Source organism: Curtobacterium caseinilyticum, assembly GCF_030363035.1.
In the GTDB taxonomy this organism is placed as follows: Bacteria; Actinomycetota; Actinomycetes; order Actinomycetales; family Microbacteriaceae; genus Curtobacterium; species Curtobacterium caseinilyticum.
Window position 1 is genome coordinate 37,234 of sequence record NZ_JAUCMN010000007.1, and the last position, 21,736, is coordinate 58,969.

Consider the following 21,736-nt stretch of genomic DNA (forward strand, 5'->3'; position numbering starts at 1 on the left):
TCCGGTTCAGTTCGTGCAGCAGGAGCTGCTGGCGGGCGGCGCGGCCGGCGCGGGCGCGGCGCAGCACGACAACCCCTCAGCCGCTTCGGTCGTCGCGGGAACACCGCAGGAGGATGAGCCGCCGACATCGGTGGTGCAGACGCCGGTCTCGGGGAGCACGAGCTGCACGTCGCGGGCGGCCTGGTGGTCGCCGGCGAGTTCCGCGGCAATGGAGCGGACCTGCTCGTACCCGGTGAGGAGCAGGAACGTGGGGGCGCGGCCGTAGGACTTCATGCCGGCGATGAAGAAGTTCGGCTCCGGGTGCGCCAGCTCCGCGACACCGTGCGGCGGAACGGAGCCGCAAGAGTGCAGGTTCGGGTCGATCAGCGGCGCGAGCGCCCGCGGTGCTTCGACAATGTCGTCCAGGCCCAAGCGGATCTCGCGGAGCATGTCGAGGTCAGGCCGGAACCCCGTCGCGTTCACCACAACGTCCACGATGACGGTGAACGGCTCCCCGGAGCGGCGGCCGGTGACGGTGACTTGGTCGCCGTCAGGACGGACGTCGTCGATCTCGAACGAGGCAAGCTGGTCGACCTGCCCGGACTCGACGAGCCCGTGCACATTCGAGCCGAGCTGCCCGCGTGCGGCGAGCCCGTCAGCGGCGTCCGCGCCGAGGCGCGCAGTGCCGGCGTTCCGGATCGCCCACAGCAGCGTCGTGCCCGGTTCGTCCTTCGCGAGGGCGGCGAGCTTGATGAGCGTGTTCGCGGCCGAGTGGCCGGCACCGACGACGAGGACCCGCTTCCCGGCGAATCGTACCCGGTCGACACCGAGCACGTCGGGCAGAGCGTGCGCGATGCGGTCGCCGAGGTCGGCTGTGGGGTCGAGGCCGGCGGCGGTGAGCGGGTTCGGGGACGTGTACGTGCCGGAGGTGTCGACGACGGCGCGGGCGGTGACGTCCTCGACGCCGTCCGCGGTGTGGAGGCGGAGGAGGAATGGGGTGTCGGCGCGGCCGGCGGAGCGGGTGCGGTCCATGCCCTGCCGGGACACCGCTTCGACGCGGACCCCGTACCGGATCACCGGTGCCAGCTCGGGCGTCTGGGCGAGGGGTTCGAGGTACTGGGCGACGAGGTCGTGGCCGGTCGGCAGCGACGACCGGCGCGGCTCAGCCCAACCGGTGGGTTCGAGGAGCCGGCGGGCTGCGTCGTCGATGACGTACCGCCACGGGGAGAACAGCCTGGTGTGCCCCCACGCACGGACGGACGTGCCGACCTGGTCGCCGGCTTCGTAGACGACGACGGGCAGACCCTGCTCGAGCAGGTGCGCGGCCGCGGCGAGCCCGACGGGGCCGGCGCCGATGACGGCGACGGGCAGCCGGGTGAGGCGGTCCGCGTCGGCATGGGGTGGGACGGTGAGGGTGAGCGTCATGGTCATGGTCCTTCCGGTGGTCAGGCGGATGCTTCGGCGGGCAGTAGCTCGGCCAGGAGCGCTTGCACGCGGGTCTTGATCTCGTCGCGGATGGGGCGGACGTCGTCGATGCCCTTCCCGGCGGGGTCGGTGAGGTCCCAGTCCTCGTACCGCTTGCCGGGGAAGATCGGGCACGCGTCGCCGCAGCCCATCGTGATGACCGCGTCGGACTCGCGGACGGCGTCGGTGGTGAGGATCTTCGGCTGGTTTGAGGCGATGTCGATGCCGTCCTCCGCCATCGCTTCGATCGCGACGGGGTTGATCTGGTCCTTCGGCGCGGAGCCTGCAGAGAGGACCTGCACGCGGTCGCCACCGAGGGTCTGGGCGTAGCCGGCGGCCATCTGGGAGCGGCCGGCGTTGTGGACGCAGACGAACAGGATCGTGGGGGTCGCGGTCATGGCGGTGCTTTCGGTAGGCGTGGGCGTGGTCATCGGATGAGGGTGAGCCAGCCGGCGAGGGCTGTCAGGGTGACGGCGAGGACGGGGACGGTCAGGACGATGCCGGTGCGGAAGTACTGTCCCCAGCCGATGTGGATGCCCTTCCGGTCGAGCACGTGCAACCACAGCAGGGTCGCCAGCGACCCGATCGGGGTGATCTTTGGGCCGAGGTCGGAGCCGATGACGTTGGCGTAGATCATCGCCTCGTGGGTGAGCCCGGTCGCGCCGGCTCCGCCGATCGCGAGGGCGGCGATGAGGACGGTCGGCATGTTGTTCATCAGCGACGCGAGGATCGCGATCACGAATCCGACCCCGAGCGCGGTGACGAGGACCCCGTGGTCCCCGAACACGTCGAACAGGCGGGCGAGGTAGTCGGTGAGGCCCTGGTTCTGCAGCCCGTAGACGACGAGGTACATGCCGATCGAGAACAGCACGATCTGCCACGGCGCCTCTCGAATCGTCTTCCACACCGGAATCACCCGCCCCGACCCACCACCGGGGCCACCACTGCCGGCGGTGACGGTGGCGGTGCCGCCGGTGGTGACGAGGACTGGGGACGCCGCCTGGCGGGCGAAGAGGAACGCGGGCTGCCGGGCGGCGACGAGCACGATCACGACCGCGCCGACACCAGCGACCGCGGCGAGGGGAACCCCGAGCGGGTCCGCGGCGAAGTAACCGACCAGCAGCACGGCGAGGACCACCCATCCGGCGCGGAACGTCGCCCGGTCCTTCACCGCGGCGGTGGGCCGGGTGAGGGCGAGGACGTCGTACTGCTTCGGGATGCTCCTGCCGAAATAGGCCAGCAGCATCCCGAGGGACGCCAGCACGGACACGATGCCGACGGGCACCATGACGGCGGCGTACTCGGCGAACCCGAGGCTGAAGTAGTCGGCGGAGACGATGTTGACCAGGTTCGACACCACCAGCGGGAGGCTGCCGGTGTCGGCGATGAACCCGGTGGCGAGGATGAACCCTAGCGCCGCCTTCGCCGGCATGTTCAGCGCGCGGAGCATCCCGACGACGATCGGGGTGAGGATCAGCGCGGCCCCGTCGTTGGCGAACACGGCCGCGATGACCGCGCCGAGGCCGACGATCAGCACGAACAGCAGCCGACCGTTCCCGCGACCCCACCGGGCCACGTGGAGAGCGGCCCACTCGAAGAACCCGGCCTCGTCGAGGATCAACGAGATCAGCACCACCGCGACGAACGTCAGCGTCGCGTTCCAGACGATCCCGACTACCGTCGGCACGTCCCCGAGCCCGACGACCGTGGTCGCGAGAGCGATGACGGCACCGATGAGCGCGGTGTAGCCGATCGGGAAGCCCTTGGGCTGCCAGATCACCACCACGAGCGTCGCGACGAAGATCGCCGCAGCGACGACAGCCAGCACCATCAGACGCTCACCCCGGCTGGGTTCGCTGCCGCGGCGGCGCGCTCCCAGCCCTGCGCGGCGACCTGCACGGCATCCCACGGGGACCCGAGCGGCGGCGTGTAGCTGAGGTCCAAGTCGATGACGTCGTCGACCGACAGGCCGGCGTGCAGGGCGGTGGCGAACGTGTCGATCCGCTTGCTGATCTCCGCGGTGCGTTCCCCGACGATCTGCGCCCCGAGGAGCCGTCCGGACGTGTGGTCGCCGGTGACGCTGATCGTCAACGGCACTGCACCCGGGTAGTACCGCTTGTGGTCGTCCGCGACCGTGACACGGGTCAGCGGCGACACGTCCAGCGGGGCGGTTTCGTGGTGGCGGAGGCCGGTGCGGGCGGCGACGAGGTCGAACACCTTCACCACCTGCGTCCCCACCGAGCCCGCGAAGGTCCGGGACCCGCCGAGCATGTTCTCCCCGGCGACGCGTCCCTGCTTGTGCGCGGTTGTCCCGAGCGGCAGCCAGGTCGTCCCGAGCAGGCGGTGGTGTGTCACGACGCAGTCACCCGCTGCCCACACGTGCGGCACCCCGGTGCGCATCTGCTCGTCGACGACGATCGCGCCGGCCTGCCCGAGCTGCGCACCTGCCGCGACCGCGAGATCCGTCACCGGCCGCACCCCGACACAGACCACCACGAGCGCGAACGTTCCGGCGGCGTCCCCAAACGTGGAGGTAGTCGCGACGCTCCACTGCCCGCCGCCAGCGGGCGTGATTCCGGTGACGGTCGCACCGGTCAGCACCGTCGCACCGTGCCGACGGACCTCCTCGGTGACCAGGGACCCGAGTCCCGGGTCGAGGGTGGAGAGCACTTCCGGGCCGCGCTGGATCAGCGTCGTGTCGAACCCGCGGGCGACGAGCCCCTCGGTCATCTCGAGACCGATGTAGCCGGCGCCGACGACCGCGACGCGGCTGCCGGCAGGCAGGAGCTCCAGGGCGGCGACAACCTGCTCGGCGTCGGTCATCGAGTGCAGCAGGTGGATGCCGGGCTTACCGAACGGGATCCCGGCCGGGCGGACCGGCTCCGCGCCGGTCCCGATCAGCAGCTCGTCGTAGGCGATCTGCTCCTCACCGGCCGGGCCGGTGACGGAGAGCAACTGGCGGTCGACGTCGACGGCGGAAGCCCAGGTGGAGGAGCGGACGGTCATCCCGGCGGCTTCGAGGTCTCCGCGGGTGCGGTGCGCGAGAGACGCTTCCGTAGCGACGTCGCCGGAGACCCAGTAGGGGATGCCGCAGATGGAGAAGTTCGGGAACTCGTCGGCGAGGACCACCGTCACGTCGGTCGACGGGTCCAGCTCACGGGCGCGGAGCGCTGCGGCGATGCCGGCGTCGCTGCCCCCAACGGCAACAAGGTGAGTCATCGGGTCGGTCCTTTAGATCGATCGGAAGTCGAGCAGGAACATCGAAGCACGTCGATATCGATGAACGCAAATATAGACCTGCATCGAAGGGCGTGGGATGATGGTGCGATGACGACGATCGAGCTGCTTCCCATCCAGGACGTCACCGCATGCTGCTCGCCTGTCACGACGGAAGCGATGACGCAGGAGTCCGCCGAAGTCCTCGCGAAGTCGTTGAAGGCGATCGCTGACCCTGCGCGGCTCCGGCTGATCTCGATGGTTGCCGCGCACGAGGGTGCAGAAGCGTGCGTCTGTGACCTGCAGGAACCGCTCGGCCTGTCTCAGCCGACCGTGTCGCACCATCTCAAGGTGCTCGTCGACGCCGGCATCCTGCACCGGGAGAAGCGCGGCACGTGGGCCTACTTCTCCCTCGTCCCCGGCGCCCTCGAATCAGTCGCGGCACTGCTCACCTCACCCACCCGCTGAGATCACCAAACTCACCTCGCGATGAAGCCTCCGCACGGTGAGGATGAAGACATGACCGACGAGCAAGAATCCAACCCAATTGCGGACGCCCGTGCACAGATCCGTTGGATGATGGAGGAGCAACGCAAGCAGCCGAAGGTGTTCACCGAGGTGAAGGACAGAGACCTTGTCACCTTGATGGACCGATTCGCTGGATCGCTTGAGTTCAACTCGATGCTCGTTGCTTCGCAACTGATCGCGGAAGTCAGCCGACGACAACTGTGGGATGCCGTCATCGAGCGGCGCACCGCCATGCTTGCTTTGGGACATCCTGACGAGGACCGAGCGACACTCCGAGATCGTGCGCAGCTGGAGCTGGACCACTTCCGGAACGAGCACTTCCCAGTCGACCCTGACATCTTCGGTGATGACGGAGCAAAAGCAGAGGCAGCTTGGAACGGCTACATCCAATTCTGATCGAACGATCGAAACCCGCGTCCAGCAAAGCGGTAGAGCATGGGACCGTGGCGGCGACCACTCCCAACGAGCCCGACGACGGAGACGGCACGCTGAGTCAGCGACCAGTACGACGTCGCGGGAGGTTCGCGTGGCGACGGTAGTGCTCGAGATCCGCTATCAATGGCCGGCGCATCAGGTCGACCACTCTGCGGTCCGCCGTCACTTCAACGCTCCCCGCCTGACCGTCGCCGGCGAGGAGAACGGGCCAGAGACGTTGCGGTTCCAACCCGATGCGACTCAACGGGCCACTCTGACGTGGGTCCTCGGGGACCGAACCATGTGGACGATTGAGCCACCCGGCGAGACGCTGCCGGAGCCTGCGGAGGCATGGGACGACTGGCAGAAGCAGGCGGACATGGCGCTGTGGATGTTCCGCGGCGATCTCGCCAGCAGAGGTAAACGTCACTCAGTGGTCTACGCCCTACTGACCGGTGAGGTTGTGTTTTACGCAGCGGACGGAAACACCATCATGCGGTACCCCCATGAACCAATCCCGGACGAGACGCCGGAACCCGACGGCTACGTCGCAAGTGAGCTCGGAAAGGCGTGGGCCGACAACTGGGAGTTCGGTTTCGAGCCCTTGTCCGGCGATGAACGCGACTACGTTGGCCTGATTTGGCAGGCAGATGAACATCGATGGCTGGATGCTGGCACGTACAAACCGGTCGACAAAGACGAATACCCGGAGCTAATCAGCTTCGCCGAGCAGGATCTCCAGCGCATCCGCCGCGCTGAAGAGATCGCAGATGAGTGGTACGAGGCGTACCTACTGGTCCTCATCAACCTGTTCCCTGGCGGAGTCAGCATCGAGCATCGACGACGGGCAGTTCGGCACGACGATCTGAGCGCCGGGCTGGCGTAACGCCGAGTAGGGACACACCACTCCTCGCGGGCGCCGAGGTAGCGAGCGGTCACGACGCCACCGCGTGGTCACTCAGGTCTGAGGAAGACCGGCGGGACTGCCAAATAACGTGTCCACCTCCGTATTTCAGGACACGTTGTGTGGCAGTTGGACACGTTCGTTGGCGGACGACTGTGAAGAGCGCACCGATTCTGTCCGACGGATGGCCCGTCTTGCACGGACTTGGCTTGGAAGTTGTCCGCGGCGTCGGCGACCGAAACTGTCCGTCTTCAGCTCGAGCGCCTCGAAGACGCCTTGACCTGCCGTCGACGGCAGGGCGGCGCACCTTGCCTGGACGTCTCGGAGAGTGTCGTCCACGTCAGATGTTCAGACTGCAACGACCTGTTGCACAGTCACTGCGCGCTCGGAGGGCACTCATCGACGGCCCAGAGCACGCGCCGAGCACTGACTCCGAGCTCGCTGGCAAGAACTCGTTGCTGTCGTTCTCCGGATCGCAGTAGTTCGTGTAGGAGCGCGAGGTTGACGTCATTGAGTTCTCGCCCTGGGCTGCCGAGCGGCAGCTCGATCAAAGGGGGCGCCCAGGTCACGGGGCCACGTAGGTCTAAGGAGCGGAGAACTGCGCCCGCGTGCGCATCGAGCTCCCGCTGCAACTCGCCCGTCATGCTCAAACGGAAAATCGTGTAAGTCGCCCCGGATTCGGCAGTCGTGGGTGCACCTCGCCCGGGTTCTCGAACGCCTGTCACGCGGTTCGAGAGGTACCACCGAGCACATGCCAATCCGAGACGGCCACCAGCAGGCACCCCTGCGCGATCTGCAACGAGCTTCCATGCGGCTGGAGTCAACAACTGCCGAAGGGGGAACCGTGTGCGCGCGTAGTAATCGATTGGGGACGGCGATGCTTCCATTGCGAGTCGTAGCTGCCCAATGCCAGCCAGGCGTTGTGTGAGAGCGTGACCTTCACCAAGGGCGGGAAGGATGCTTCTGTCCCTCACCTGCCCCAGGTGGCGTGGCCCTCGGGACAGGTCCGCTTGTTCCCAAGAGTCGGTGTGGAGCAGAACGAAACGAAGCGCACGAGCCAGAGCTCCCTCGCTGGTTCCCGAGTCCCCGTCGAACCGGGCGGTCCAAGACGGCCAAAAGTTGCGCGGCACGTTCTGCGCTAACCATTCCACTGGTGTCGGCTTTGCGAGTTCTGGGTACTTGTCTCGTACCGCCCTCGTCAACGTGCTGCCCCACACGATGCGCTGCGTAGCGGACAGGTCACGGTCGTGTGCCCGGAGAATCGCACGTCGAAGCGTCGTAGATTGCTGCGCCCCCGGGTAGTGCGCTATGAGGTCTCGGGCAGATCCAGGACCTAGATGCACCGATGCGGGCGCGTACCCGACTGGGCGCTCGAAAGTGGTGATCCGTATACGTTCTTCGCTGATCTCGTCCGGAGCGTGAAGTATCTCTACTGCTGCTGCCGTGAGAGCGCTCATCGCGAACGCATCAAGTGGTGCCGTTGTGCCGGGGTGCTCTTCACGATCGATCATTCCCTCAAGTTCTGCCGGTTCCAGATTTGCGAGGCGCGCTATCCGGCCGGTGTTGCCCGTCGCGCGCAAAGCGGCACCGATGGAGCGGAGATTGTTGAGCAGCTCGAGGGCCCCGCCTGGTGCGCCGATGTGGTCAAGAATCAGTCGTTGTGCCTTCGCCGGTCGCCCCTCGGGGTCTACCGACTCGACAATGTCATCTGGATATGGGAATCCACAGAAACTGAATCGGCTGCTCGGATCAAGTCGGTTGCGGCAAGTGTCGGGATCGAAGCTCCTGGTTGTTTTGCTCCGGTCGTCCGCAGGAGTGCGGCCGCAGTCCGGGCATGTGTCGCGAAGGAGGCAGCTGTGTATTGGGCAGATGAAGGACCAGTGCAGACGCCACGTCAGGTTGTACACGCCGGGCTGCTCTCTCAGACAGGCAGGGCAATAACGGGTGCCCGCCAGCCTTGCCAGGGGACTGCGACGGGCGATGCTGTGCGCCGCCCGCTCCGTGGTGTCGTCGATGATGAGCGCCTTGCCATTCAGACTACTCATCAGCGACCCCCGCAAAGCTGCGGTCGCCAGGCGCGTGGACGCAGCGATGCGTTCGATGACATCCTCTTGGGCGTGATTTCCGAGCGAAATCAGCTCGTTGTGCGGTAGGCCGCGCAGCCCGAAGAAGTCGAGAAGCTCGCCTCGTGACGACCGCATCTCGTACGCCCAGCGGCTGATCGCCGTCTGCAGCCATTCGCCCGGCCCGAGCCTCACCTGAACTCCAAGGACCTGCGGCATCTCAGAAAGCGTGCGGGACCTGCCTTCATCAGTCGTCATCGAGCTCTGCCGTACGTGATAGACGGTTCTGCTCACGCGTCCATTCGATACGTGCTCGTTCCAGAAGCGCGCGGTCGACATGTTCCGACCCATCTGCGATCGCTCGGACGAAACTACGCTTCAGGACTCCAAGCAGAGTGTTGAAGCGCCCCTCGGACAGGGCGTACAGGTAGTCAGCAAGCCCCTCGGACAACCATCCCTGCTCCGGCAAGTCGCAAAGCCGGACGCGGCGCTCAATGGCCGCAAGGAATTGACGCCACTCTACTTGTTGACTTTCATCATCGTATCCAAGGGGGTTGACTCTAAGGACGATCCACCGGTCAGCGGAAGCATCCGTCCCGAACGTCGCACCGAACATCTTCGGCCGTTCGAGCATCCACCTAGCGTCGTTTCCGGCGAGAATCAGTCGACTGTGGCCTTCACTGAGTTCTCGAAGAAGCCCGTGGACATGTTGCCCAGTCTTCCGGTCGAAGTTCACGCGCTGCACCTCGTCAAAGACGATGAGCGACGTGCGGCATTCCTTCAACGCCAACGCAAGGCTCTCGTGTGGCCGTGGCCCGATTGGTCGGCCCAGCTTCCCGAGTAGTCCCGCTACGATCGTCGGGACAGTATTTGCGGAAGTGTGGCGAAATCGGATGACCGGTTGGTACGTCGGAAGATGTCGGTAGCTGGTGCTCGGTTGAGCGACTTTTTCGTCTTCGTCGAGCCATCGGGTCCGAGCGGCCAAGGCAAGCGAGCTTGCAATCTCCGCTCGAAGCAAAGTGGACTTGCCCACTCCGGGCGGTCCGTCCAGCACGCTGACAGGATGCCCTTCCGCGTAGTCACCTCGCGACCACTCGTCTTCGCGGCGGTCCACCTCGAACTGCTCGTAGATTTGCTCACGCGACGACAGTCGGATGATGGGGAAGTGCCGGTGCCATTTAGTGCGCCTCATGGCGTAGCGCTCCCGATCCAGATCCGAGAGGGCGCGCAGTGAACGCATGGTGAGCAGGCCGGGGTCTGGGATGAGTTCACCGCGGACGGCGGCAATGAAGTCGCGATCGGTGTCGGTGAGCAAGTTGAGCCACGGCTCCGCGGGGCGGGCCTGGTTCACGGTGTCCAGATGGGCAGCGGCTCGATGGCCTTACGAGTGGTGGCAGGCGCGACGGCTTCCACGCGGACAGGAGGCGTCGCCGGGGCCTGCGGGCGTTTGCCCTTCGTTGCCCGGATCGCTTTCGGCGAGACAGGCGAGGGCACCTGGAATCGCTCGCGGAATCGCCGCATGACGGGGTCGATTGCCTGCCGCATGACCTGCTCTGATGTGCTCAGCAGCGCTGGCGGTTCGAGGAGTTCATCGCGATCGAATCGGTTGATGATCTCGTTGAGGAGCGTGCCAACGGCTTCTGGGTCGAGGTGTTCGGCGACCAGGCGCTCTCGAACCTGTCCCGCGAAGTAGAGACCGAACCGGCGCGTCCAGGGCTGCCGATCCTTCCAGGGGATCTCGTGGCACCGTCCTGCGGAGTCGAAGACGTAGACCTGCCGCATATCTGTCGGGTCGTAGTAGATGCGGAGCTGACGAGCATCGTTGACGGCGAGTGGGTCGGAGGCGATCTCTGCCAACACGGGACTGCGGTAGTACAGCCGACGGCAGAACACTCGCCCAGCATCGACGGCGAGATCGGAAAACGGGAGCAGCCGGATGGGGTCGAGTGCGTGGGCCGGTAGCCGAATCGCCCCGTGGCGGCGCAAGGAGTACTCGAACATTTCCATCGGGCTCATGGCGGTGTACGGATCGTCCTCCGTGTGGAGCGTCTCCATGACACGGCGGTTGTAGACGTAGGCGAATCTCCGGACGGCGAGTTCGTAGTCGCCGGGAGTCAGCGTCGCGTGGCGCTCGGTGCCCTCGCCACGGTCGTCAGTGCTTCCGCCGAGGAAGCCGGGAAGTAGCTCTTCGAGCATCTGCTTGATCGTGAGGAATACCCGCTCGATCTGCGCTTTGTCGGTCGGCGTGTAGGCACGGGACTGCTCATAGGAGATTTGGAAGTAGGCACAGAGCGCCACCATGGTTGAGGATACGTAGGCGCTGCCATTGTCTGTATGCACGGTTTCCGGCAGGAATCCTCGCGCATCCGGATCTTCGACTCGGGCGAAGAAGTCAAGCTCCGCCGGGCAACCGACATAGGGCGTCGGCGGATCGCCGCGCCACTCCTCTAGCGCTTCCTGCGCCTTGGGCACGATGACGTCGGCGAGACAGAGGGCTATTGCTTGCGCTGGTGTCGTGTGGGTAAGCGCGATACCGACGATCGCTCGTGAGTAGAGGTCAAGAGCTACCGTCAGCTCCAGCCGAACCAAGCCGGATCCCTCCGGGTTCCGCACCCAAACGTTGACCTTCGTGGTGTCGAACAGCACAAGTTCCCCCGCGCGCGTAGCAACGCGAAGCCGTGGCGACATCGCAGGCCTGTTCGCTGCAGATCGTTGACTCTTCGCCGTTCCGCCGGCATGGTCTCGCGCTCGCAACCATGCCGAGATGTAGTCCGCAAGCGTGTCGTCCTCCGGTAGGCGAAGATCGGCCCGCTCCTTCTGCGCCCACGCCCTGAACAGACGAGCCCACGATTGGGCCGTGCGTTTGGTGCCCTTCAGTTGTGATGTCATGAACTCAGCAACTGCCGCCCGAATTGGGTTGTCCATCGGGTCCCGTGCGCGCAGCCGGGACGCGTGCACGAGCCCCATCGGCCCCTTCTCGAGCCACTTGCGATAGGTGCGGCGGATGTAGGTCAGCTCCGACTCGAGCGTGACGGTCGTTCCCGTCCGGCGGCCTTTCACCCGTGGGTCCCGGTAGCGCTGCTCGGCAAGAGCTCGCATTCGTTTCGGTAGCTTTGTGTATTTCGGGTCCTGCTCGGGGCGGGGTACAGCGCCAGCTGGAGCGTCAGTTGCTAGGCCGGTGAGGAGTCGGTGGATGATGTCGTATTTTTCGCGATACTCCTGCAGTGCCGCCGCATCGTCGCGGAGTATCTCAGCGGGATCTTGATCGCGCCACAGCTGTGTGTTGGAGCCGGGTTGTTGTAGGGCGACGAGGACGTCTTTGATCGGTGCGGTCCCGAGCAGTGCGCCGTTTACGGAGACGAGATCTACGTCGAAGACGCCGATTCGACCGATGTGGACGTCGTGCCCGAACCACTGCAGCCGCGTACCAACGGCCATGGTTCGAACAGCCGGGCGCGGTTGACTCTCGTGCAGGCTCATGCCCAGACCTCGCTTTCGGGCAGAAGGAAGTGGTGCATGTGTATGCGCAGCTGACGCTGCCAAATGAGTTCGCGCAGAAAGGTCTTCGCCGCGAGATCTGGCACGGAGTGTTCACGCGTGAGCGCTGTGGCCAGACTTTCGAAGGTTTGAGGCCCGTCGAGAACCCACTGGATCGTCACATCACGGAGGACATTGCGCCGTTCTCCGCTGATCGGCGTTTGCGCGCGCGAGAGGAGGCTGAGGTTGGCGACGACCGGCTCGGCCAGCCCGGTCCACACGAGGTAGTGCATACCTGCAGCAGCTAGGGCCTCAGCCACCAGCCAGTGCCGCTCCTGGGTTCGAACGACGAGCGCTTGCTCAGGTCGTTTGACGTCCACCACGAGAGGCGGTGCCCCGTAACGTAGGACACAGAAGTCTGGCGTATGCCATCGAATCTGCGATCCGACACGGAACATGATTGTCAGCGGCTGACTGATGATGTGCAAGACCGTTGGAGTGAAATCGGCCAGCAGCACGAAGGCACGCTCTAGCCGAGACTCGCACATGACCAGATCGCCAACGGTGCCTGCGTACTGCGCGATGGGGTGATGATGCTGATGCGGCCGCCTCGAGAAGTCGCGTCGAGGGTGCGCGAAGACGAGGTCGGCGAGCGTGACGGCTTCCGCTTGCCGGGTCACACTGGTCCGCCGCCCAAGCGCGATCACGTAATCGAGATGAGGTCCAGTCGGCTGCGGCGGCAGTGGAGTGCTCTGCTTCGGCGCGCCGATTGGACGGTTCAGCCGCGCTCGCACTCCGGGCGATCGACGGGTCTCGCTTCTAAATCGCTCGAGTAGGGCGCGCAGTTCGATGTCAGAACTCTGCGAGCGCTGCGGAAGCCACCGTTGCGCGTGCCAGTCCTCAACTTCACGACCCGGGGATACCTCGAGCGGGATCGTCTGCAGTTGCTCGATAGCTTGCATCGCGAACGCGTTTCTCCCGCGAAGAACCGCCCCGCGTCAGCTCCTCGGATCAGACCAGTGAAAGCACAGACCGACCCCATTCGATGGAGGCTCGGTTGCTCGAGTTCACCGTACCGCCCACGCAGGCATCTAGCAACCAGTCGCTACTCACTAGAACTGCGCTCGCCTGCTACGCGAGCCTCACGAATCCACTTCGCGATCGTCGTCTGACCGACGCCGATCTCGCTACCAAGACGGGTCGTACTCAGCCCGGCGTCGTTAGCGGCGAGGGCGAGCTTCGCGCGTTCCTCGATGGCTTCCTGGATACGCTCATCAGCCCGACGCACTTGCTCGATGAGCACGCGCGCGACCGCCTCCTCCGGAGGGTGCTTGCGGGGCTTGCCAAGGCGGCGGGTCGGGGGAGTGGGCATCGCGGTTCAGTTCCGATCGTCAGCGTGAACGTCGGATCCGGTTGCCAAGTTCGCGGGCATGTGAAACGATCCGACGCGAAACGCTCGCTCGGACGTGAGACCCACTCTTCGACTGCAGGGAGCACGCGGCGCAACTTCCCGGGAGCGCCCGCACGGCCGAGTTGGCCGTCCTTCAGCGTGCTCGAGGTCAGTCTAGTTACCGCGCCACACCCTGTCGTGTGCACCGGATCGCCGCCACTGTAAAGGCGAAGCTCTTCCGGAACGCCAGTTGCGGCGGGTCGCGCACGATCCGATGCGCCAGGCGCACTGAGTACTGTGCTCGCATGATCGATTTCCACAAGGTGCGTGGGGACGAACGCGAACGCCTCGGGCGCGCATTCAAACAGCTACGAGAAGACGCTGGATGGAGCGTGCGGGAGGTTGCGGCATGCCTACAGCGCGACCCGTCCGTGGTGACACGGATCGAAGCAGGCAAGCTCACGCTGACAGAAGAGCACATTGTCAAGCTGCGGCGAGAGCTCGGCGTATCGATCGATGACCTAATCGACAGGTCGTCGCCCCCCTCCCCCTTCCTCGACCGTGAGGAATGGTCAAACACTCAAGGGCATTGGCGGGCACTCACTCCCCCCGGCCGGCGTGACCGACTCTTCGCTCTAACGATGGACCGTCAGGCATCTCAGCCTCACACGTGTATCCACGCGGGCGAGGAGTTCGTCAGCGTGCTCTCCGGGGCAATAGTTGTGACGCTGGGCAGAACAGAGCACCGGATCGAGGCCCGTTCCGCCGTGCTCCATGTCGCTCCCTACGAAAGTCATGCCGTCCACCTTGCTCCTGACTGCGAACGAGCCGAGCTGCTGTGGACGCTCCCTTCCGATGGCCTGCGCCGCCACACGCTCATCGAGGGACCAGTGACGGCGTGGACATGCCTTACCGATCCTGAACACGACGAGATCGAGAAGCAAACGGTCTCCGAGGCCGACGCGTCCCATACGCTTGAGCGGTGACAGAGAGCCACCAGCGTCGCGCTCCTGTCGACCTTTCCCCGACTGGTTGGCCACATGAAGCCGCGTCCGATCCGATCGCAGAAGTGGATCGGCGCTTCATCTTGCGGGTCCGTGCAGCCATGGGACAAGAGACAGCTCGGTCTCTCGCCGAACGGGCCGGCATCAGCCATGGCACCCTCAACAACCTCCTAGCCGGGAAGGCGTGGCCGACCCTCTCAACCATTGCTCGCCTCGAGCGAGCTCTCGCAACCGACCTTTGGCCCGGGCGCGTACTTTCCGACCACGACTGAGAGCAACTCTCCGGATTCGGCGTCCGCGCCGCGGGATCTAACCGATCGTCATCCATCTCGCGCTCGGAACTAAGGCGGCAATCGCCCACAGAGGACTCTCGTCCGCAGCCCCAGTTCGGTTCCCTGCCCACACCGCGCTACGCCGCGCGAGCAGGGCGCTTGCCAACGCCATCAACTCGCCATCGTCGATGTCGTCCTCCACGAGCGCCCGCCCCAACGCGAGGTCCGCAACCACCGTCACTGCTCGCCCTCCCCGGACGACGTGCACATCACAGCGTCGCCCGAGATCAACGAACTCGAGTCGCACCCCGCTCGGTACGACGAAACCGTCGAGCCAACCGGTGAAGCGCTGAAAGCCACGCCCGTGGGTCACGTGAAGCTCCCCTGGCCAATCGTCCGTCATGGACAGTACACTATCCACCTAGCCATACCTTGCTAGGAGGAGTGTCCTATGACCAGTGCACCACAGCATTCAGTGCCGAGCCGCGCTGCAACCGCCAGATCGGCGTCGCGGCTACCTGGGACAGCGCGCGCGTGAGCGACCACGACTCGCCCTTCGTCCCGAAGCACAGGCGTCCGGAGTCTCGGCTGCAGTCAGGGTCTGGTCAGAGATTGTCTCGAATCTCACTGTCCGACCTTCGGGGGGTCAACCAGCCCGACCTGGAAGCTCTCCTCGTCGAAGTGCGAGAAGACCAGGCCCTCATCTCCGGTCTCACGATGGGTATCGGCTCGCTCATAGTTCAGCGGTGGGATCCGGCTTATGCGGCGACCGGGTGGACGCTTCATGGCGCGGACCTCACCCTCGACATGGGTCACCCGTTTGGGTCGATGTTCTACCGCAACGAGAAGGACGGCCGGATGCTCCGCATCGGCGTCAAGTGGCACCCGCCCGTGCAGCAGCTCGAGTTCCCCGCCCTTCACCCGTCGAAGCCCGAACTGACCTCGAACTGCACGGAGGAGGAGGTCTCCGCGGTCGTGTTGGACGCGCGGAGTCGGATAGGGACTCTTGTCGCGGTCAACGCGCAGATCGGGTCGTTCGTCGCTACTGAAGAGTCGGAGAACGCGATCCTCGACGCCTCAGGATTGGGCTTGGAGCGTCTGTCGGAGGATGACCCACGGTTGGCTGGCGATGCCTGAGCGTCGGGCGCCGCGGTTCGAGCCGGTTCCGTTGCGGCTGCTGTCGTTGTCGGCGCAGTTCGACGCCGTGATCTGGCCGACGGTGGCGGGGATGACGTTCACGAACTCCACCGGGCCGAAGATTCTGCAACGAACCGTCAACGTCCGCACCACGAAAGACGGGCGGGTGTTCACGCTCCTCAACGGAGCACCGTTGACGGACCCTGCTGACCCGCTCCTGGAATCGGCGACGCAGGTGATGGACGTGCTGGTGAAGCTTCGCGCGGTTGGGCGTCGTGCGGATGCGGTGGGGTCGGCTGATGTCTGATCGGCAGTGGGTGCAGGACATTCGGCGCGAGCAGTCGATCTTGTCGTTGCCGTTTGGGCTCGGGTACACGATCGACATCACCCAGACGCTCACCGCCCTCGCGGCTGCCGGGATGCCGGCACGGGTGGAGGCGTTCGACCGGCTCCGGTTCGACGACGGCCGCACCGCGTTCCTCGCCACCCCGGACCCGACCGCCACCGTCACCGACGACGGCGACGGTGCCGAGAGCCGTGTGGATGATGTGATCCTCCTGCCGGGCGGGTCCGAGGGCGGGGTGCTGTCACTGGTCCGCCGCTACCCGGACCTCGTGGTCGTGAACGGGAAACGCGGGCGCGTGTGGGCGAACGGCCGGCAGGTGCATGGCACGTCGATGCAGCGAAAAGCGACCCCGGGGTGGCGGACCGTGTTCGCGATCGCCCGAAGCATCGTCCTACACGGAGGCGGCACGCACGCGATCGCGGACCGCACCGGCATCCCCATGGGCGAAGTCCGCGCCGCCATGCCGGCCCTCGGTCCGCACGTGTTCCACACGCCCATCGGGTGGGAAGCCGCCGACCGGCCCGTCCTGGTCGACTGGGCCCTGGCGGCCTACCCAGGCTATGGCGGAGTCCGCACCTGCTGGCGACGGGACGACACAATCGATGCGCAGGCGGATCAGCTGATCGGGCTGGGTGGGGTGATGTCGGATCGGTGGGCGGCGCAGCAGTCCGGGGTGCTCGTTCCCCCGAACCGGTTGACTGCGCTCTTCGCCGACCACCCGGACATGCAGGCGCTCGGCTACGAGCCTGCGTCGGCGGGTGACGCGACGGTGTCGGTCGTCATCCCACAGGACACCACCGTCCTCAGCAGCGCTGAGGGGTGCTGCACGAACGACTTCATCACCGCGCACGTCCTCTACGAAGACAGCTGGGTTACCGCGAACACGGATGCGGTGAACGGATTGCGGCAGCTGCTGCACTTCCAGTCCGACCTCGCCCACGACCTCCGCTGGCACCCCAACAACGGCAGCGGTGAGGGCGGGGTGGGCTGATGCTGCAGCTGCTGTCGCTGACGCTGGCCTACGACGACACCCGGTTCTTCGGGTCGGTCATGTTCACCGACCCCGACCACCCGGACGACAAGCCGGCCGTGGTCCTCATCGACCACGCCGACGAACCGCCCTGGTTCCGCCTCACCAACGTCGACCCGGAGGGTCAGGATCCGACGGTGCCGGCGATGGTCGAAGCGGACCGCATCATGCGGTCCCTCCTCCGCTACACGCCCGACCGCATCGGCCGCACCCAAGCCGACTTCCCGCAGCCCTAACCCGCTCTGCTCACGCCCAACTTTTGGAGGTAGTTGCTGATGATGCGTCTGGTGTCCCTGCACTTGTCAAACGACCGGATCCTTTGGGGGCATGTGCTCCTTGAGGACACGGAGAACCCGGACGCGCACCTGGCGCAGATCCTCGTCCGCCCCATCGACGTCGAGCCCGGCTATGAGCTCTACGACAGGACCAACACGGTGCTGTCGGACCTTTCGGTGCCGGCGGTGCGGGAAGCGAACCGCATCGTGCAGACCCTCCTCATCCCCGCCTCCGAGATCGCGCGACGGGAGAAAGCCGTTCGGGCGGTGATCCACTCCGGCTACTTGGAAGGGTTCCCGGACGACATGCCGTGGCAGTCGCAGCTGTGGATGTATGCCCGCGGAGAGGTGACCCGCGAACAGCTCAGCGCCTACGCCGACGAAGGCCGACAGATCCCCCGGCGTCCCGGACACAGCGCCGCCGGTCCGGCGGACGTTCCCGAGGACTGGTGGCAAACAACGCAAGCCCGCATCCGCCGGAACCTCCTCGACACCACCCTCACCGAACCAGAAGTCGCCGCCGCCCTGCAGATCAGCATCGAGGAAGTCGGTGAGCTGTTCGATTCCTGCCGACTGACGAGCTTCGACCTCGAGGGCGAAGAACGCATCCCCGACTGGCAACTCGTGAAGCCCGCCCTGCTCGAGTTCGGTGACCCGTCCTCGCTCCTGCCCGGCCTCGACCTCCTCTACGCGGCAGCACCGCAACCGCTCCTCGACGCAGCAGCGATGACCGAGTTCATGACCACACCCCTCGACTTCCTCACCGTCGACGACCGAGTCCTGACGCCGCTCGACTGGATACGGGAAGGCCGGCCCCTGACGACGATCATCGCCCTGTTCCGTGGACGACGGTGGCGACCATGACCCGCCGGCCCGACCTGTTCCTCTTCAATGTCGCCTACGACGCCACCGGGGTGAACGGGCAGGTGTTCTTCCGCGACCCATCCAGCACCGTGCTGCGGCAGGTCATCATCCGCAGCACCGCCACCGGCAACATCTGCGAACCTGCACACGGTGATACCCGCGACGGGTGGGAACCGTTTCTCGAAGAAACCCGCTGGCTTATCGCCCTCACCCGGCCCGACACCTCGGACGAGCGCAGCTGATGGGTCCGCGGCTTGAATGGGTGGCCGCCGCGTACTCCGGCAGGCCGCAGATCACGATGCCGTATGGCCTCGGGGACACCACCGACCTCACTGACACCCTCGCTGTCCTCAGGCTCGCTGGACTTCGCGCGGTCGTGGAGTCGCACGACACGATTCGCCTCGCCGACGGCCGCCGCGCACGCTTCCCCTCGTTGACGCAGCGGCCTCGCGGCGAGGAAACGGACGTTGACCTGCTCCTGTTAGCACCGCGCACCGTGACGGTGACGCAGATCGCGCTCGCGGAACAGACGGCGACGGTGCTGCTGGTCGACGTCGACCGGCGCCGCGTCTGGATCGACGGCAAGCAGGCCCTCGGCACAAAGGAGCGGTGGAAGGATGCGGCACCGATCTACTTCACGTTCGCCGTAGCACGCATGCTCGCGGTCAACGGCTCCACCTTCGACGGGCTGGTGCGGGCTGGGCTCACCCCTGGCCAGGTCGATGACGCGCTCGCACGCCTCGGGAAACGCGTGCACCGCACCGACATCGGCTGGGAGTCGCGACAGGTGGGCGGGCTCGTCGACTTCGCAATTGCCTGCTACCCCGGGCCCGGCGGGGTCAGGACCAGGTGGACGTCCGACCTGCCGCTCGTCGAGCAGGCCGAACGGCTCATTAGCGCCGGATGCCGCATCTCCGGCCGCGCCATCTCCGAGCGGCCCGGCTACCCCGCCATTAGCAAACGCGAGATGCCGTACCGGCTCGTCGCGTTCACCGAGGAGGAAGTCGACATGGCTGCGCTCGGCTTCGAACCCGACACGATCGGCTACTCCGGCACCGAACTCATCCGCCCAGCAGACCCCACGATCTTCCTCACCGCAGCCGCCGCCGGATTCAAGGACAGCACCGACGACACCATCACCGCCAACACGCTCCTCCGCGCCGACTTCCGAAACGACGACGACGCAGCTTCGCTGCAAGAAGTACGCGACCGGCTGCAGTTCCTCGCCGACACCGGCTACGACCTCCGCCACAACCTGCTCAACTGAGTAGGACCGGCAGGCTAGCTCGATGGTCCGGTTGAAGGGCGTCGGTGCTTCACGGAACTACGCCACACCCAAGCGGCGAGCTTGGTCTCACCTCGACCCGCTTCCACCCACACAGCGTCTCGGGTGAAGCGGTACGCCTCGGCGTCACTTCGACGTGTCAGCCGGTCCGGCAACTGAAACCACGCATGCACCGGCAACGGCTCCGGCAACTCACCCACCTCCGTCCCACGAGCATCCTCCTCAAGCGAGAACGGCGACCCGGGCACCCAACGATCCGAACGACGACGACCCATGACCGCGACAGTAGAAGCCGGCACCGACGTTCGCATACGGGGCCCTGGGCGAGAACATCAACGGACTAGGCATCTGAGACAGAACAAAGTGCAGTCAGAGCAGGTCACGCTGACGCGCCCGTTGAAGGACCGGCTATCGGACGCACCGGGCCGGATCACGGCCAAAGCGCTCAGGTGGCAGTTTCTGCCAGCCGAGCGTAGGGTGCCCTTGTGAGCGATGAAGGTCTGACGGCATTGGAGGGTTCCCGACTCCATGCATCGGTCCGCTGCTGTGAGTTCTTCATCAGCCGCGGCACCACCGATCTGCCGATCGCGGAGATCGCGGAGGCTGCCGGGATATCGCAGCGCTCCTTCCACCGCTACTTTCCGGTCAAGGCGGAATCGGTGAGTCCGGTGTTTGACTGGACCACGCGCCGCTTCGACGAGGCGATCCTTGAGGCGGCGCCGGAAACCGATGTGTCGTCGGTGCTTCTCGCGGCGTTCCGCGCCAGCCTGCTCGGGGGCGTCGCCGAACGCACGTCCGCGCTGTTCCCGCTGGTGTTCGCCGACCGAGAGATGTGGTCGGTGTTCCTGCGGAAGGTGCACGACGGTGAGCGCTCCCTTGCGCCCGTCCTGGCGCCGCGGCTGGGGATTCCGGCGGACACCGTCGCTGCTCGTGCTGCTGCGGCCGCCGTGGCGAGCGCGACCCGTATCGCGCTCGAGGCGATGGTCACCACGGGCGCCGGCCCCGAAGAGACCTACATGCAGACTATCGACGCGTTCGCGTCAGGAGCAGTCCGTCGACGATGACGGATCACGCCGTCGGGGTCGGCCCGACCGACGGCGCACGAACCCGCGGGCCAGGACTACGAGGACAACAACCATGACAGGACTGCTCGAAGGCAAGGTCGCCATCGTCACCGGTGGCACCAGCGGCATCGGACTCGCAACGGTCGAACGCTTCGTTGCCGAGGGTGCGAAGGTCGCCATCGCCGACATCCAGGACGACCTCGGCGCTTCCATCGTCGACCGGTTCGGCGAGAGCGCCACGTACTTCCACACGGACGTCACCGACGAGGCCGCAATTGAAGCGCTCGTGGCGGCAACTGTCGAGCGCTTTGGCAAGCTCGACGTGATGTACAACAATGCGGGCGCGCAAGGGGACCCGTCGCCGATCCTCGAGCTCGGTGCGGCCGGTTTTGACAAGACCGTTGCGCTCGTGGCCCGGTCGGTACTCCTCGGTCATAAGTACGCTGCCCGGCAGTTCCAGGCGCAGGGCACCGGCGGATCGATCATCTCGACGGCGTCGGCTGCGGGAATGCAGGGCGGCTGGGCGGCCGCGGGGTACACGATTTCCAAGCACGCAGTCATTGGAATTGTCCGGCAGGCGGTGGCGGAACTCGCTCCGCTCGGGATCCGGTCGAACGCGATCGCTCCGGGCATCATCATGACGCCGATCATGGCGCGCAGCTTCGGGGTTCCGCTCGAGGAAGCGGTGCCGTTCGCGGGCTTCCTCGCCGACCGCCTCGGAGCAACGCAGCCAATCGGCAGGGTCGGCACCGCTGACGACATCGCAAAGGTCGCCACGTTCCTCGCGAGTGACCTCGCCGGCTACGTGACCGGCGTCACGATCCCCGTCGACGGCGGTGCCACTGCGATCACGCAGGGCACGTTTGCCACAGAGGTCGTCCTGGCAGCGAACGAGTACAACCAGCGCTGAGCTGAGACCTGAAGGGCAACTCGAGCCAACGAAGGCGTGAGAAGAGAGCACCCGTCACAGGAAGCGCCGGGTGCTCTCGCCCTGCCATGGCAGCTTTACGACTGGTGAGCGTAG

At 65.8% G+C, this 21,736-nt stretch carries 23 protein-coding genes; 14 read left to right on the plus strand and 9 right to left on the minus strand.

Annotated elements, in window-relative coordinates; all coding sequences use genetic code 11:
- Positions 1-6: 6 nt before the first annotated feature.
- The 4 genes from QUG93_RS10900 to QUG93_RS10915 are packed head-to-tail and all read right to left on the minus strand — an operon-like array spanning position 7 to position 4,662.
- Positions 7-1,404, minus strand: a complete 1,398-nt coding sequence (locus QUG93_RS10900) for an FAD-dependent oxidoreductase (RefSeq protein ID WP_289473902.1) — start codon at positions 1,402-1,404, stop codon at positions 7-9.
- Positions 1,405-1,424: 20 nt separating this feature from the next.
- Complete coding sequence (locus QUG93_RS10905) at positions 1,425-1,841, minus strand: arsenate reductase ArsC (protein ID WP_175325518.1); 417 nt, start codon at positions 1,839-1,841, stop codon at positions 1,425-1,427.
- Positions 1,842-1,870: 29 nt separating this feature from the next.
- Positions 1,871-3,274: an arsenic transporter gene (locus tag QUG93_RS10910; RefSeq protein ID WP_175325519.1), complete on the minus strand. Its 1,404-nt coding sequence runs from the start codon at positions 3,272-3,274 to the stop codon at positions 1,871-1,873.
- The gene (locus QUG93_RS10915; RefSeq protein WP_175325520.1) at positions 3,274-4,662 is read right to left on the minus strand and encodes an FAD-dependent oxidoreductase; all 1,389 of its coding nucleotides are present in this window, start codon (positions 4,660-4,662) and stop codon (positions 3,274-3,276) included. Before QUG93_RS10915 ends, QUG93_RS10910 begins: the two co-directional genes overlap by 1 nt.
- 108 nt (positions 4,663-4,770) lie before the next feature.
- Here QUG93_RS10915 and QUG93_RS10920 point away from each other — a divergent pair, with 108 nt between their 5' ends.
- From QUG93_RS10920 to QUG93_RS10930, 3 genes are all read left to right on the plus strand, one after another.
- On the plus strand, positions 4,771-5,127 hold the full coding sequence (locus QUG93_RS10920) for an ArsR/SmtB family transcription factor (RefSeq protein WP_058724395.1): 357 nt from the start codon (positions 4,771-4,773) through the stop codon (positions 5,125-5,127).
- Between the two features lie 51 nt (positions 5,128-5,178).
- Positions 5,179-5,583 carry a hypothetical protein gene (locus QUG93_RS10925; protein WP_175325521.1) on the plus strand — a complete coding sequence of 135 codons (405 nt, stop codon included), beginning with the start codon at positions 5,179-5,181 and terminating at the stop codon, positions 5,581-5,583.
- 130 nt (positions 5,584-5,713) lie between these two features.
- The gene (locus tag QUG93_RS10930; RefSeq protein WP_251154403.1) at positions 5,714-6,487 is read left to right on the plus strand and encodes a hypothetical protein; all 774 of its coding nucleotides are present in this window, start codon (positions 5,714-5,716) and stop codon (positions 6,485-6,487) included.
- A 392-nt stretch (positions 6,488-6,879) separates the two neighbouring features.
- On the opposite strand, the gene QUG93_RS16025 is transcribed toward QUG93_RS10930, so the two are convergent.
- From QUG93_RS16025 to QUG93_RS10955, 5 genes are all read right to left on the minus strand, one after another.
- Complete coding sequence (locus tag QUG93_RS16025; protein WP_353067766.1) at positions 6,880-8,919, minus strand: TniQ family protein; 2,040 nt, start codon at positions 8,917-8,919, stop codon at positions 6,880-6,882.
- Positions 8,816-9,919 (minus strand): AAA family ATPase, encoded by a 1,104-nt coding sequence (locus QUG93_RS10940; protein WP_289473904.1) that lies wholly within the window; start codon positions 9,917-9,919, stop codon positions 8,816-8,818. The genes QUG93_RS16025 and QUG93_RS10940 overlap by 104 nt, the downstream gene beginning before the upstream one ends.
- The gene (locus QUG93_RS10945) at positions 9,916-12,048 is read right to left on the minus strand and encodes a TnsB C-terminal domain-containing protein (protein WP_289473905.1); all 2,133 of its coding nucleotides are present in this window, start codon (positions 12,046-12,048) and stop codon (positions 9,916-9,918) included. Before QUG93_RS10945 ends, QUG93_RS10940 begins: the two co-directional genes overlap by 4 nt.
- On the minus strand, positions 12,045-13,007 hold the full coding sequence (locus QUG93_RS10950) for a hypothetical protein (protein ID WP_289473906.1): 963 nt from the start codon (positions 13,005-13,007) through the stop codon (positions 12,045-12,047). Before QUG93_RS10950 ends, QUG93_RS10945 begins: the two co-directional genes overlap by 4 nt.
- A 143-nt stretch (positions 13,008-13,150) precedes the next feature.
- On the minus strand, positions 13,151-13,348 hold the full coding sequence (locus tag QUG93_RS10955; RefSeq protein ID WP_289473907.1) for a hypothetical protein: 198 nt from the start codon (positions 13,346-13,348) through the stop codon (positions 13,151-13,153).
- Between the two features lie 392 nt (positions 13,349-13,740).
- On the opposite strand from QUG93_RS10955, the gene QUG93_RS10960 reads away from it, so the two are divergent.
- From QUG93_RS10960 to QUG93_RS11005, 11 genes are all read left to right on the plus strand, one after another.
- Positions 13,741-14,421: a helix-turn-helix domain-containing protein gene (locus tag QUG93_RS10960; RefSeq protein ID WP_289473908.1), complete on the plus strand. Its 681-nt coding sequence runs from the start codon at positions 13,741-13,743 to the stop codon at positions 14,419-14,421.
- 83 nt (positions 14,422-14,504) lie between these two features.
- Entirely contained in the window at positions 14,505-14,711 is a 207-nt protein-coding gene (locus QUG93_RS16030; RefSeq protein ID WP_111240271.1) for a helix-turn-helix domain-containing protein, read from the plus strand.
- 534 nt (positions 14,712-15,245) lie between these two features.
- Positions 15,246-15,848, plus strand: coding sequence for a hypothetical protein (locus QUG93_RS10965; RefSeq protein WP_289473909.1), 603 nt, complete (start codon positions 15,246-15,248; stop codon positions 15,846-15,848).
- On the plus strand, positions 15,841-16,155 hold the full coding sequence (locus QUG93_RS10970) for a hypothetical protein (RefSeq protein WP_289473910.1): 315 nt from the start codon (positions 15,841-15,843) through the stop codon (positions 16,153-16,155). Before QUG93_RS10965 ends, QUG93_RS10970 begins: the two co-directional genes overlap by 8 nt.
- The gene (locus QUG93_RS10975; protein ID WP_289473911.1) at positions 16,148-17,185 is read left to right on the plus strand and encodes a hypothetical protein; all 1,038 of its coding nucleotides are present in this window, start codon (positions 16,148-16,150) and stop codon (positions 17,183-17,185) included. Before QUG93_RS10970 ends, QUG93_RS10975 begins: the two co-directional genes overlap by 8 nt.
- Positions 17,185-17,460, plus strand: a complete 276-nt coding sequence (locus QUG93_RS10980; RefSeq protein ID WP_289473912.1) for a hypothetical protein — start codon at positions 17,185-17,187, stop codon at positions 17,458-17,460. Before QUG93_RS10975 ends, QUG93_RS10980 begins: the two co-directional genes overlap by 1 nt.
- Positions 17,461-17,499: 39 nt before the next feature.
- Entirely contained in the window at positions 17,500-18,363 is an 864-nt protein-coding gene (locus tag QUG93_RS10985; RefSeq protein ID WP_289473913.1) for an antitoxin VbhA family protein, read from the plus strand.
- A complete protein-coding gene (locus QUG93_RS10990) occupies positions 18,360-18,605 on the plus strand; it encodes a hypothetical protein (RefSeq protein ID WP_289473914.1) in 246 nt (81 codons plus the stop codon). The genes QUG93_RS10985 and QUG93_RS10990 overlap by 4 nt, the downstream gene beginning before the upstream one ends.
- Before the next feature lie 20 nt (positions 18,606-18,625).
- Positions 18,626-19,630: a hypothetical protein gene (locus QUG93_RS10995; protein ID WP_289473915.1), complete on the plus strand. Its 1,005-nt coding sequence runs from the start codon at positions 18,626-18,628 to the stop codon at positions 19,628-19,630.
- Positions 19,631-20,133: 503 nt separating this feature from the next.
- The gene (locus QUG93_RS11000) at positions 20,134-20,712 is read left to right on the plus strand and encodes a TetR/AcrR family transcriptional regulator (RefSeq protein WP_289473916.1); all 579 of its coding nucleotides are present in this window, start codon (positions 20,134-20,136) and stop codon (positions 20,710-20,712) included.
- A gap of 73 nt (positions 20,713-20,785) precedes the next feature.
- Complete coding sequence (locus QUG93_RS11005; protein ID WP_289473917.1) at positions 20,786-21,622, plus strand: SDR family NAD(P)-dependent oxidoreductase; 837 nt, start codon at positions 20,786-20,788, stop codon at positions 21,620-21,622.
- Positions 21,623-21,736 lie beyond the last annotated feature (114 nt).

What these genes read in the sequence shown, in the direction of transcription:
- QUG93_RS10950 (WP_289473906.1), bottom strand. Translation starts at nt 13,007, where the DNA reads ATGCAAGCTATCGAGCAACTGCAGACGATCCCGCTCGAGGTATCCCCG.
- QUG93_RS11005 (WP_289473917.1), top strand. Translation starts at nt 20,786, where the DNA reads ATGACAGGACTGCTCGAAGGCAAGGTCGCCATCGTCACCGGTGGCACC.
- QUG93_RS10910 (WP_175325519.1), bottom strand. Translation starts at nt 3,274, where the DNA reads ATGGTGCTGGCTGTCGTCGCTGCGGCGATCTTCGTCGCGACGCTCGTG.
- QUG93_RS10970 (WP_289473910.1), top strand. Translation starts at nt 15,841, where the DNA reads ATGCCTGAGCGTCGGGCGCCGCGGTTCGAGCCGGTTCCGTTGCGGCTG.
- QUG93_RS10945 (WP_289473905.1), bottom strand. Translation starts at nt 12,048, where the DNA reads ATGAGCCTGCACGAGAGTCAACCGCGCCCGGCTGTTCGAACCATGGCC.
- QUG93_RS16025 (WP_353067766.1), bottom strand. Translation starts at nt 8,919, where the DNA reads ATGGGTCGGAACATGTCGACCGCGCGCTTCTGGAACGAGCACGTATCG.
- QUG93_RS10920 (WP_058724395.1), top strand. Translation starts at nt 4,771, where the DNA reads ATGACGACGATCGAGCTGCTTCCCATCCAGGACGTCACCGCATGCTGC.
- QUG93_RS10975 (WP_289473911.1), top strand. Translation starts at nt 16,148, where the DNA reads ATGTCTGATCGGCAGTGGGTGCAGGACATTCGGCGCGAGCAGTCGATC.
- QUG93_RS10925 (WP_175325521.1), top strand. Translation starts at nt 5,179, where the DNA reads ATGACCGACGAGCAAGAATCCAACCCAATTGCGGACGCCCGTGCACAG.
- QUG93_RS10990 (WP_289473914.1), top strand. Translation starts at nt 18,360, where the DNA reads ATGACCCGCCGGCCCGACCTGTTCCTCTTCAATGTCGCCTACGACGCC.
- QUG93_RS10905 (WP_175325518.1), bottom strand. Translation starts at nt 1,841, where the DNA reads ATGACCGCGACCCCCACGATCCTGTTCGTCTGCGTCCACAACGCCGGC.
- QUG93_RS10960 (WP_289473908.1), top strand. Translation starts at nt 13,741, where the DNA reads ATGATCGATTTCCACAAGGTGCGTGGGGACGAACGCGAACGCCTCGGG.
- QUG93_RS10900 (WP_289473902.1), bottom strand. Translation starts at nt 1,404, where the DNA reads ATGACGCTCACCCTCACCGTCCCACCCCATGCCGACGCGGACCGCCTC.
- QUG93_RS10980 (WP_289473912.1), top strand. Translation starts at nt 17,185, where the DNA reads ATGCTGCAGCTGCTGTCGCTGACGCTGGCCTACGACGACACCCGGTTC.
- QUG93_RS10915 (WP_175325520.1), bottom strand. Translation starts at nt 4,662, where the DNA reads ATGACTCACCTTGTTGCCGTTGGGGGCAGCGACGCCGGCATCGCCGCA.
- QUG93_RS10985 (WP_289473913.1), top strand. Translation starts at nt 17,500, where the DNA reads ATGATGCGTCTGGTGTCCCTGCACTTGTCAAACGACCGGATCCTTTGG.